The following is a 10,936-nucleotide window of genomic DNA, read 5'->3' as shown; positions in this document are numbered from 1 at the left end:
CATTCGGAGTGTTCGGGACGTTCGGGCCGGTCCGACTGCCTCGACTGGGCTGACTCTTCGGGCGGAGCCGGACCGTCCGGCTTCGCCGTGTGTCCGCGGAAGTGGCGGCGCTCGCCGGGCGGCGGTGACGGCGGCTCCCCCTCCGTCTGCGAGGCGTCCGCAAGGCGCACCACCGGATCCTCGGGGCCGCCTTCGCGCCCGGCGACGACCGGCGCCAGCGCCCGCGCCGCCTTCGCCCGGTACTGCGCGGCGTCCGCGAGCCGGAAGAGGCGGGCCGCCGACCGTACGGGACCGATCGGATCGCCCGTCGAGGCCACCCCGCACGAGACCCCGTCCCCGTCCCGCAGCGCCAGCGCCCTGCGGCAGACCTCCTCGGCGGCCCGTACGGCCTGGTCGGCGGACGGACCGACCGTCAGCAGACAGAACTCGTCGCCGCCCAGCCGTGCCGCCAGCGCTCCGGGGAGCTGGGCGCCCGCCAGCGAGAGCACCATGCCGAAGCGCTCCAGCAGCCGGTCGCCCGCCGCGTGGCCGCGTTCGTCGTTGACGCGCTTGAGGCCGTTGACGTCGCACACGGCGAGGCTCACCACGGTGCCGTCCGCGCGGTGGCGCTCCAGTCCGTCGTCCAGCGTGCCCTCGACGGCCCGCCGGTTGGCCAGCCCGGTCAGCTCGTCGGTGAAGGCGAGCCGGCGCACCTCTTCGAGCTGTTCGTTCTGTGCGATGCCCGCGGAGATCACCTCGGCGAGCACCGCCGCGAAGTGCGCGTCGGCGCGGTCGAAGACCGGGGCTCCGGGGTCGCGGGCCACATACAGCTCGCCCCAGGCGCGTCCGCGCAGCACTATCGGCGCGACGACGCAGCTACCGCGCCCGCGACGGCGCAGGGCGGCGGCCCGGGCGCTGGGACTCGGGCCGTTGCGGCTCGGGACATCGGAAGCCCGGCTGGCGGGGGCCGGGCCGCCGGGGGCCGCCGTCTCGATCCAGGCGGCGGGCGGACCGCCGCCCTCCGCCCCCGGCCACCCCTCGGGCAGCGGCCCGGCGATCTGCGGGAAGTCGTGCACCGGATACGACTCGTCGTCGGGGAACACGCTCTCGCCCGGGGCGAGTTGACCCACGTTGACCAGTACGTCGAGCAGTCCGCGGGCCCGGTCCAGCGCCGAGAGGGACGCGAAGGAGCCGTTCAGCGCCGCGCATGCCCGTACGGCGGCGGCGTGCACGACCTCGCGGTGCGCGGAGTGCCGGGGGTGCGCCTCACAGAAGCGCTGGGCCGCGGCCATGGCCTGGGTCAGCTCGGCGACGGCCCGCAGGCGTATGTCTGCTCCCTCTCCCATGAGAGCCAGGCTAGGACCATTCCGTACAAACTTCTCAAGCCCGGCTGGTCCTCCATTGCGCCCTGCACGCTCCGTACGCCCCCGAGCACCGCGCCGTCCCGGCGGCACGGGCGGGCCCGAAGCGGCTCCGGCGGAAGCTGCCGTACGGGTTACCGGGCGCGGACGGGTCCCTCCGTACCGTTACGGAGGGACGCCTCGGAACCCCGGCGGCTCACTCGCCCGGCCACTGCGGCTTCCGCTTCTCGTTGAACGCGGCCACGCCCTCCGCGCGGTCGCCGGAGAAGGCCACCGTGCGCCAGGCCGCGTCCTCGATCTCCAGTCCGGCGCGCAGGTCCATGCCCCACCCCGTACGCAGCGCACGCTTGGCCGCGCGCAGCCCGACCGGCGAGTTCCCGGCGATACGGGCGGCGAGCGCCAGCGCCTCCGCGCGGTCCTGCCCCGGCTCCACCAGCACGTCGACGAGGCCGAGTTCGCGTGCTTCGGCGGCCTCGACCCGGCGCGCGGAGAAGATCAGCTCGGCGGCGCGGGCGGCGCCGACGCGGCGCGGCAGCAACTGCGTACCGCCGCCGCCCGGGATGACGCCGACCGAGACCTCGGGCAGCCCGACGACGGCGCTGGGGTCGGCGACGATCAGATCGCAGGACAGGGCGAGTTCGAACCCGCCGCCGAGCGCGTAGCCGTGCACCGCGGCGATCGTCGGCATCGGCAGTTCCAGTACGCCGGTGTAGGCGGCGCGGGCGGTGGGACGGTGGCGGCCCAACTCGGCGTCGCTGAGCGAGTTGCGCTCCTTCAGGTCCGCGCCGACGCAGAACGCCCGCTCGTTGCTGGAGGTCAGCACCGTGGCACGGACGCCGTCGTCCGCGGCGAGCGCCTCACATGCCGCGGCGAGCCGGGCGGCGACCTCGGAGGAGACGGCGTTCAGGGCCTTCGGACGGTCCAGGACGAGCTCCGCGACATGGCTCCCGGCGTCCTTGCGGACCACGATCCACTCGCCGTACCGCTCTTCGCTCACCGTGCTCATGCGACCCCTCCGGTTAACGCTCGCTCACCAGTGTCGCGGGCAACTGTACGGGGAGGGGCGGGCGTTACGAGCGCGAGGACGACGCGGCGGTCGGCGCAGGAGGCAGGGCAGCGGTCAGCGGCGGCCGAGCATCCAGGGCTCGACGACGCCCAGCCCGCGCACCGGCCGCTGATACAGCGGCTGGAGCGCGTACGGGAAGCCCGAGAGGTCCTCGGTCTCCTTCTCCGATTCGGGGGCGTCGCCCGAGGCGACCAGCTCCGCGCGGAAGTCGCCGTCCACGAGCACCCTGTCCTTCGGCGCTATCGACGTCAGCCTGCTCGCGAGGTTGACGGTGTTGCCGAAGACGTCGCCCATGCGCGTCGTCATCGTGCCGAAGGCGATCCCGACGCGCAGCTCCGGCATCGTCGGGTCGTTCGCCATGGTCTCGATCAGACGCAGCCCGATCTCGGCCGCGGTGCCGGCGTCCTCGGCGACGTAGAGCACCTCGTCGCCCAGCGCCTTGATCAGCCGGCCGCCGTTGGCGGCGACCAGATCGGCGGCCGTGGTCTCGAACGCCTCGACCAGCTCGCCCAGTTCGTCGTCCTCCAGGCGGCGCGTGAGCCGGGTGAAGCCCACCAGGTCGGCGAAGGCGATCGCCTGCCGCCGGGCCACGGTGTCCTCGTCGTCCAGGGCCTGTACGACCCGGCCGGTGGCCGCCGCGAGCTGCCGCCGCCACACGTACACCAGGAACTCCTGAAGCTCCGGCAGGAGGAGCTGCACCAGCGGATAGGTGACCTCGTTGCGCGACATCCCGGGCTCGGGCGGCTCCGTGAGGCCCATCAGGAAGGAGTCGATCTGCCAGTCCGCGAGGCGCGAGGTGGTCTGCCCGGTGGAGCGGGCGACCTGTACGGCCATCGCCTCGCTCAGCAGCCCCGCCTCGACGAGTCCGGCGAGCCGGCGCAGTGCGAGCACGTCCGCCTCGGTCAGCGCCCTGGCCTGGCCGACGTCGGCGAAGCCCATCGCGCGCCAGAAGCGGGAGGCCAGCTCCATCGAGACGCCGGCGGCGCGGGCCGCCTGGAACGGCGTGTACTGGCGCTTCGAACCGAGGATGAGCTGCTCGATGCGCAGCGCGCTCGGGTCGTCCTCCTCGTCGTCGTCCGCGGCGGCCTGGCCCTGAGCCGGATTGTTCTGGCTCTCGTCCCGGCCGTGGCTCCGGTTCTCGGACGGGCGCTCGGTCGGGCCGTCGGCGCTGGCGGATCCGTCGGCGCCGGGCGAGGCCGGGTCGCCGCCTTCCGCGTCCCCTGCGCGCTCCGGCTCGGGCGCCGGCTGCGACCCGGACGTACGCGCGGGAACGTCCGGTTCATCGTCGGCCACTGTCCGCCCCTTGCCAGGTCCGGTCGTCCCTGCGCACTGCCCTTCCGTTCTCTTGCTGAGATCTTCCGGGGATCACCGGGACGCGTCACATCCGTGTCCCCTCCGCCGCGTGCCAACAATACGGCAGCAGTGCGCTGAACTGGCCCCTCTGCGAACGGAGCATCAGAAGCGGACCACCGGCTCGGCGGAACACGTACGGTGTGCGCGAGTTGTGGCCGGGCGCCCTCGAATGCCCCCGTGCTCCCCCGCGCTTCGATTCCGCTTCCGGCCGGAGGCCCGGCCCGGTCCCGACCCCGCGGGCCCGCTCAGGAGCGTGCGCCTCCGTGGCCGCGCAGATGCACGATGTCGCCCGCCGCGACGGGCCGCTGCACCCCCGCGTCCGTACCGATGACGAGCCGTCCGTCGCTGTCGACGGCCACGGCCTCCCCGGTCAGTTCCTCGCCGCCGGGCAGCTCGGCCCGCACCTCGCGCCCGAGGGTCGCGCATCCCGCGGCGTACGCCTCCAGTACGCCGCTGGCGAGCGGATCGCCGTCGGCGGCGACCCAGCGCCCGTACCAGTCCTCGAAGGAGCGCAGCACCGCGCGCAGCAGCGGATCGCGGTCGGTGCCCGTCGCGCCCGCGAGCAGCAGCGAACCGGCGGCGGGCACGGGCAGTTCCGAGGCGCGCAGCGAGACGTTGAGGCCGATGCCGAGGACGATGCCGGCGCCGCCGGAGCCGGAGCCGGAACCGGAGCCGACCTCCGCGGACGCGGCCCCCGGTGCGACGTCCGTGCGTTCCGCGAGGATGCCGCCCGTCTTGCGCTCCTCGCCCTCGACGTCCACGAGGATGTCGTTCGGCCACTTCAGCTTGGTGTCGACGCCGGCCGCGCGCGCGAGCGCGCTCGCCGTGGCGACGCCCGCGATCAGCGGCACCCAGCCCCAGCGCTCCTGCGGTACCGGCGGCACCACCAGAACCGAGACGAAGACGCCCGAGCGTGCGGGGGCGCTCCAGCCGCGCTCCAGCCGTCCGCGCCCCGCCGTCTGCTCCTCCGCGACGAGGACGGCGCCCTCCCGTGCGCTGCCCTCGCGTGCCCGTGCGGCGAGGTCGGTGTTGGTCGAGCCGGTGCGCTCGAGAACCTCCAGCGACGTCCACATGCTGTCCGCGCCGGTCAGTCCGCGGCGCAGCGCGGCGGCGTTGAGCGGGGGGCGGCTGAGGTCGGACCAGCGGCTGCCCGGGTTCTCGGCGGGCGGGTTCGGCGTCATGGCGTCAGCGTAGGCCGGAACACGACGCCTCTGCCCGCGCGGACGGTGCGGGCGGACGGCACGCACCGGCACGTACGCGGGCGTCCCCGCAGCGGTCCGAGTGTGGTCAACGCCGCACCGACGAAAGGCTTCTTCGCCGATAGCCTCTACGGACCGGTAGCCGCACCCCCGACGACGAGGAGCCGCACGCAGATGTCCGAGCAGGAGAGCCCAGACATCCACACGACCGCGGGGAAGATCGCGGACTTCGAACGCCGCGCCGCGGAGGCGACGCACGCGGGCTCGCAGCGCGCGGTGGAGAAGCAGCACGCGAAGGGCAAGCTGACCGCCCGCGAGCGGGTCGATCTCCTGCTCGACGAGGGGAGTTTCACGGAGCTGGACGAGTTCGCCCGGCACCGCTCCACCAACTTCGGCCTGGATGCGAACCGTCCGTACGGCGACGGAGTCGTCACCGGGTACGGAACGGTCGACGGCCGTCCCGTGTGCGTCTATTCACAGGACTTCACGATCTTCGGCGGCTCCCTCGGCGAGGTGTACGGCGAGAAGATCGTCAAGGTCATGGACTTCGCGCTGAAGAACGGCTGCCCGATCATCGGCATCAACGACGGCGGCGGCGCGCGCATCCAGGAAGGCGTCGTCGCGCTGGGCCTGTTCGCGGAGATCTTCCGCAGGAACGTGCACGCCTCCGGCGTCGTACCGCAGATCAGCCTCATCGTCGGCCCGTGCGCCGGCGGCGCCGTCTACTCGCCCGCCATCACGGACTTCACGGTGATGGTCGACCAGACCTCGCACATGTTCATCACCGGGCCCGACGTCATCAAGACGGTGACCGGTGAGGACGTCGGCTTCGAGGAGCTGGGCGGCGCGCGCACGCACAACACGACCTCCGGCGTCGCGCACCACATGTCCGGGGACGAGAAGGACGCCGTCGAGTACGTCAAGGCGCTGCTGTCCTATCTGCCGTCCAACAACCTCTCCGAGCCGCCCGTCTTCCCCGAGGAGGCGGACCTGGAGACCTCGGACGAGGACCGCGAACTGGACACCCTCATCCCGGACTCCGCGAACCAGCCGTACGACATGCACTCCGCGATCGAGCACGTGCTGGACGACGGCGAATTCCTGGAGACCCAGGCGCTGTTCGCGCCGAACATCATCACCGGCTTCGGGCGGATCGAGGGCCAGTCGGTCGGCGTCGTCGCCAACCAGCCGCTACAGTTCGCCGGTTGTCTCAACATCGACGCGAGCGAGAAGGCCGCGCGCTTCGTGCGCACCTGCGACGCCTACAACGTCCCGGTGATCACCTTCGTCGACGTGCCGGGCTTCCTGCCGGGCACCGACCAGGAGTACGACGGCATCATCCGGCGCGGCGCCAAGCTCATCTACGCCTACGCCGAGGCGACGGTGCCGCTGGTCACGGTCATCACCCGCAAGGCGTTCGGCGGCGCGTACGACGTCATGGGCTCCAAGCACCTGGGCGCCGACCTCAACTTCGCCTGGCCCACCGCGCAGATCGCCGTCATGGGTGCTCAGGGAGCGGTCAACATCCTCTACCGCAAGCGCCTGGCCGGCGTCGAGGACGACGCCCAACGCGAGGAGCTGCGGGCGGAGTTGACGCAGGAGTACGAGGACGCGCTGCTGAACCCGTATGCCGCCGCCGAACGCGGGTATGTGGATGCTGTGATCATGCCGTCCGAGACCCGCCGCCACATCACGCGCGGGCTGCGCACTCTCCGCTCCAAGCGCGAGCAGCTACCCCCGAAGAAGCACGGCAACATCCCGCTGTGAGGAGGCCGTTCGCCATGCTCGACCCGACGACGCAGGGGCAGGGGGAGCACCCGCCCATCCCGCCGGTCAAGGTGGTACGGGGCAACCCGACCCCGGAGGAGCTGGCCGCCGCGCTCGCGGTGGTCAGGGCACGGGCCGCCGCGGCGGCCGCCGAGGAGCAGGGCCACGCCCGCAGCGCCCAGGAGTGGTCGGACCCGGCGCGCACGGTACCGCGGCGCGTGCCGCATCCGGGCCCGAAGGCGTGGCGTACGACGTACTGGCCTGCCTGAACGGGCCGCCGTACGCCCGGAGTTCGGAGCGGGCGTACGGGCGTACGGACAGACGGGGGGGCGCGTCAATCCCGTGCTCCGGGCACAGGAATGAGTACGCGTACTCAGGCGCCCTCCGCTCGTGCGCCCCAGCATGGAACGCATGCTGTGGTCCGACCCCCGAGACGAGCCTCCGACGGAGATGCGCGCGACGCTGGTGATGCTGCGCCGCCTGTACTGGCTGCTGCCCGTGGTCGTGATCGCCTCCGTCGTGCTGGCCAACGTCAGGCCGAGCGCGTAGGGGGTATGCGTGGGCCCGGGATGCCCTGCGGACGCCCTGCCGGTGCCGTACGCCCGGTCTCTACGATGGGCTCCATGCCCTCCACTGCGACTTCAGCGACCCCGGCGAACCCTCCGCCCGCGCCCGCACGGCGGCTCGTGCTCGCCTCCGCGTCACCGGCCAGGCTGGGCCTGCTGCAACAGGCGGGATTCGCCCCGGAGGTGATCGTCAGCGGCGTGGACGAGGACGCGCTCTCAGCGCCGACGCCCGGCGAACTCGCCCGTGTGCTCGCGGAGGCGAAGGCACGCGCGGTCGCCGCGCTCCCCGAGGCGGCGGACGCCCTCGTACTCGGCTGCGACTCCGTACTGGAGCTGGACGGCGAGCCGTTGGGCAAGCCCGCCGACCCGGAGGAGGCCACCGCGCGCTGGAAGGCCATGCGCGGACGCTCCGGGGTGCTCCAGACGGGCCACTGCATGCTCGACACCCGTACGGGCAAAGGCAGTTCGGCCACGGCGGCGACCACGGTGCACTTCGGCGAGCCCACCGACGCGGAGATCGCCGCGTACGTGGCGACGGGCGAACCGCTGCACGTGGCGGGCGCGTTCACGCTCGACGGGCGCTCCGCACCGTTCGTACGGGGCATCGAGGGCGACCACGGGAACGTGATCGGACTGTCGCTGCCGCTGCTGCGCGACCTGCTCGCGCGGCTGGAGGTGTCGATCACCGGCCTCTGGGCGTGACGGAGCCCGGACGGACCCAGCCGAACTGACGCAGCCGAACTGACGGTCACCGCCCGCGAGTTGACCCGGTTGACCCGGCGGGCGCGGCCCGGCGAGGGATGAACGCTAGGGGGCCGAGGGCTCCGGATGCGCGGGCCCGGCCCCGGCAGGACCGGAAGGACCCGACGTCTGCGGCGGCTCGGACGCCCCCTTCCCCGGGGGCTCTTCGACGGTGTACGAGACCAGCGACCAGACGATCAGGCCCAGCACCACCATCATGAACAGGAACGCCAGCCAGCCGACCAGCCCGACGGACGCGGCGCCCAGCAGTCCGTGCACGACGGCCGCGCTGATCAGCACGATGCGCAGCAGTCCCAGCGGCGCCTTGTCGGTCACAGCCGTACGGACCAACACCACAGCGCACAGCAGCAGATAGGCGCCGAAGAGCGCGCCGGCGACGACGGCCGAGAGGGACATCGAGCGAGGTTCGAGCCCGGCCATGGACATTTGCTGATCGTCCACGACCATGCCGAGAAAGATGTTCAGCAGCACGATGCCGACCGCCTCGACCACCAGTATCAGCGCCGCGGCAGCGGCCACCGACCGTCGGAGACCCACCTCGCCCACCCCACTTCCGCATCACACCGGCCATGGCCGGTGTTCGTTACCTGGAGTACGCCGCCATGGCACCGTGAACGCTACTTACGGGTATCACGCCCGGCAAGAGGCCGGTCGCGAAGCAAAGTTTCGCTCTGTGATTCATAGGAACCCCACAAAGACCGAGCCGTTGGGCCCCCGGTGCCGCGCGGAGACGTTGACCACATCGGAAGATCCCCGGGCATCGCGACGAACGCGGCGTACCTTGGGACGACGGGGCACACGGCACTCGTGACGGCCGCACGTCACAGTCCGTGTGGGAAAGCTCACGCCTGTGGGCGACTCGGCCAGTGGTGTCGCCAGTACCTAAACTCACGGCACACCCACCACATCAAATCCTGTTGCGGCGCAGCGCCAAGTAGGGAGTCATCGTGCGCAAGGTGCTCATCGCCAACCGCGGCGAAATCGCTGTTCGCGTCGCCCGCGCCTGCCGGGACGCGGGAATCGCGAGCGTCGCCGTCTATGCCGAGCCGGACCGGGACGCCCTGCACGTCCGCGTCGCCGACGAGGCATTCGCCCTGGGCGGTGACACCCCGGCCACCAGCTACCTGGACATGGACAAGGTGCTGAAGGCCGCGGCCGATTCGAGCGCGGACGCCGTCCACCCCGGCTACGGATTCCTCTCCGAGAACGCCGACTTCGCACAGGCCGTCCTCGACGCCGGTCTGACGTGGATCGGGCCCCCGCCGGACGCGATCCGCGGCCTCGGCGACAAGGTCTCCGCCCGCCACATCGCCGAACGCGCCGGCGCACCCCTCGTCGCCGGCACCAAGGACCCGGTCTCCGGCGCCGACGAGGTCACCGCCTTCGCCGAGGAACACGGACTGCCCATCGCCATCAAGGCCGCCTTCGGCGGCGGCGGACGCGGCCTGAAGGTGGCCCGGTCCCTGGACGAGGTCGAGGAGCTCTACGACTCCGCCGTGCGCGAGGCCGTCGCCGCCTTCGGCCGCGGCGAGTGCTTCGTCGAGCGCTATCTGGACCGCCCGCGGCACGTGGAGACACAGTGCCTGGCCGACCGGCACGGCAACGTCGTCGTGGTCTCCACTCGCGACTGCTCCCTGCAACGCCGCCACCAGAAGCTGGTGGAGGAGGCGCCCGCGCCCTTCCTCACCGACGAACAGAACGCCGAGCTGTACCGCGCCTCGAAGGCCATCCTCAAGGAAGCCGGCTACTACGGCGCCGGCACCTGCGAGTTCCTCGTCGGCCAGGACGGCACCATCTCCTTCCTGGAGGTCAACACCCGCCTCCAGGTCGAACACCCCGTCACCGAAGAGGTCACCGGCATCGACCTCGTACGGGAGATGTTCCGCATCGCCGACGGCGGACACCTCGACTACGACGACCCCCAACTGCGCGGCCACTCCTTCGAGTTCCGCATCAACGGCGAGGACCCCGGCCGCAACTTCCTGCCCGCCCCCGGCACCGTCACCGCCTTCGCGCCGCCCAGCGGACCCGGCGTACGGCTGGACGCCGGCGTGGAGTCCGGCAGCGTCATCGGCCCCGCATGGGACTCGCTGCTGGCCAAGCTCGTCGTCACCGGCGCCACCCGGCAGCAGGCGCTCCAGCGGGCCTCGCGCGCCCTGGAGGAGTTCACCGTCGAGGGCATGGCCACCGCCCTGCCCTTCCACCGCGTCGTCGTACGCGACCCCGCGTTCGCGCCCGAGGTCAACGGCCGTACGGACGCGCCCTTCGACGTCCACACCCGGTGGATCGAGACCGAGTTCGTCAACGACATCAAGCCCTTCGCCGCGCCCGGCACCGACGCGGACGAGGACGAAAGCGCCCGCGAGACCGTCGTCGTCGAGGTCGGCGGCAAGCGCCTGGAGGTCTCGCTGCCCTCCTCGCTCGGCGTGACGGCCGCACCCGCCGCCGGCGGCAGCAAGAAGCCCAAGCGCAAAGCCGCGAAGAAGGCCGGCAGCGCCGCCTCCGGCGACGCGCTCGCCTCCCCGATGCAGGGCACCATCGTCAAGGTCGCCGTCGAGGAGGGCCAGCAGGTCGAGGAAGGCGAACTCGTCGTCGTACTCGAGGCGATGAAGATGGAACAGCCCCTCAACGCCCACCGCTCGGGCACCGTCAAGGACCTCCACGCCGAGGTCGGCGGCTCCCTCTCCGCCGGCACCGTCATCTGCGAGATCAAGGACTGACGCAGACCGACGAAGACCGACGGGGCCTGACGGAGCCGGGCCGGGCACGAAGAGACCGGCTCGAAGAGGCCGACGCGAAGAGACCGACGCGAAGAGACCGACGTGAAGAGACCGCGGTAAGGCTCGTACGAAGGCCGCCCGCCGTCCCCTGTACGGGGCGGCG

At 72.2% G+C, this 10,936-nt stretch carries 10 protein-coding genes; 5 read left to right on the top strand and 5 right to left on the bottom strand.

Annotated elements, in window-relative coordinates; translation table 11 throughout:
- The 4 genes from AN218_RS19270 to AN218_RS19255 all read right to left on the bottom strand — a co-directional run.
- A partial coding sequence (locus AN218_RS19270) for a GGDEF domain-containing protein (protein ID WP_070018136.1) occupies positions 1 to 1,325 on the bottom strand: 1,325 nt, incomplete at its 3' end.
- Between the two features lie 211 nt (positions 1,326 to 1,536).
- The gene (locus AN218_RS19265) at positions 1,537 to 2,346 is read right to left on the bottom strand and encodes an enoyl-CoA hydratase/isomerase family protein (protein WP_171908719.1); all 810 of its coding nucleotides are present in this window, start codon (positions 2,344 to 2,346) and stop codon (positions 1,537 to 1,539) included.
- A gap of 114 nt (positions 2,347 to 2,460) precedes the next feature.
- The gene (locus AN218_RS19260; protein WP_107421508.1) at positions 2,461 to 3,699 is read right to left on the bottom strand and encodes an adenylate/guanylate cyclase domain-containing protein; all 1,239 of its coding nucleotides are present in this window, start codon (positions 3,697 to 3,699) and stop codon (positions 2,461 to 2,463) included.
- 305 nt (positions 3,700 to 4,004) lie between these two features.
- Positions 4,005 to 4,940: a biotin--[acetyl-CoA-carboxylase] ligase gene (locus AN218_RS19255; protein ID WP_070018135.1), complete on the bottom strand. Its 936-nt coding sequence runs from the start codon at positions 4,938 to 4,940 to the stop codon at positions 4,005 to 4,007.
- A gap of 192 nt (positions 4,941 to 5,132) precedes the next feature.
- On the opposite strand from AN218_RS19255, the gene AN218_RS19250 reads away from it, so the two are divergent.
- From AN218_RS19250 to AN218_RS19240, 4 genes are all read left to right on the top strand, one after another.
- Complete coding sequence (locus tag AN218_RS19250) at positions 5,133 to 6,725, top strand: acyl-CoA carboxylase subunit beta (protein WP_070018134.1); 1,593 nt, start codon at positions 5,133 to 5,135, stop codon at positions 6,723 to 6,725.
- A 14-nt stretch (positions 6,726 to 6,739) separates the two neighbouring features.
- Positions 6,740 to 6,994 (top strand): acyl-CoA carboxylase epsilon subunit, encoded by a 255-nt coding sequence (locus AN218_RS19245; protein ID WP_070018133.1) that lies wholly within the window; start codon positions 6,740 to 6,742, stop codon positions 6,992 to 6,994.
- A gap of 142 nt (positions 6,995 to 7,136) precedes the next feature.
- The gene (gene mmpB / locus AN218_RS36805) at positions 7,137 to 7,274 is read left to right on the top strand and encodes a morphogenic membrane protein MmpB (protein WP_171908718.1); all 138 of its coding nucleotides are present in this window, start codon (positions 7,137 to 7,139) and stop codon (positions 7,272 to 7,274) included.
- A 74-nt stretch (positions 7,275 to 7,348) separates the two neighbouring features.
- Entirely contained in the window at positions 7,349 to 7,993 is a 645-nt protein-coding gene (locus AN218_RS19240) for a Maf family protein (protein ID WP_070018142.1), read from the top strand.
- A gap of 105 nt (positions 7,994 to 8,098) precedes the next feature.
- Here the strand turns inward: AN218_RS19240 and AN218_RS19235 are convergent, their stop codons facing one another.
- A complete protein-coding gene (locus AN218_RS19235) occupies positions 8,099 to 8,590 on the bottom strand; it encodes a hypothetical protein (RefSeq protein WP_107421509.1) in 492 nt (163 codons plus the stop codon).
- 410 nt (positions 8,591 to 9,000) lie between these two features.
- Between AN218_RS19235 and AN218_RS19230 the strand changes: the two genes are divergently transcribed.
- The gene (locus AN218_RS19230) at positions 9,001 to 10,773 is read left to right on the top strand and encodes an acetyl/propionyl/methylcrotonyl-CoA carboxylase subunit alpha (protein WP_070018132.1); all 1,773 of its coding nucleotides are present in this window, start codon (positions 9,001 to 9,003) and stop codon (positions 10,771 to 10,773) included.
- Positions 10,774 to 10,936 lie beyond the last annotated feature (163 nt).

The organism is Streptomyces nanshensis (assembly GCF_001751255.1).
GTDB lineage: Bacteria > Actinomycetota > Actinomycetes > Streptomycetales > Streptomycetaceae > Streptomyces > Streptomyces nanshensis_A.
The sequence above is the reverse complement of the archived record's forward strand: the minus strand, read 5'-3'. Positions and strand labels throughout refer to the sequence as shown.

Bases quoted from the DNA above. Each gene is read 5' to 3' on its own strand.
- AN218_RS19265 (WP_171908719.1), bottom strand. From the start codon at position 2,346: ATGAGCACGGTGAGCGAAGAGCGGTACGGCGAGTGGATCGTGGTCCGC.
- AN218_RS19255 (WP_070018135.1), bottom strand. From the start codon at position 4,940: ATGACGCCGAACCCGCCCGCCGAGAACCCGGGCAGCCGCTGGTCCGAC.
- AN218_RS19250 (WP_070018134.1), top strand. From the start codon at position 5,133: ATGTCCGAGCAGGAGAGCCCAGACATCCACACGACCGCGGGGAAGATC.
- AN218_RS19245 (WP_070018133.1), top strand. From the start codon at position 6,740: ATGCTCGACCCGACGACGCAGGGGCAGGGGGAGCACCCGCCCATCCCG.
- mmpB (WP_171908718.1), top strand. From the start codon at position 7,137: ATGCTGTGGTCCGACCCCCGAGACGAGCCTCCGACGGAGATGCGCGCG.
- AN218_RS19240 (WP_070018142.1), top strand. From the start codon at position 7,349: ATGCCCTCCACTGCGACTTCAGCGACCCCGGCGAACCCTCCGCCCGCG.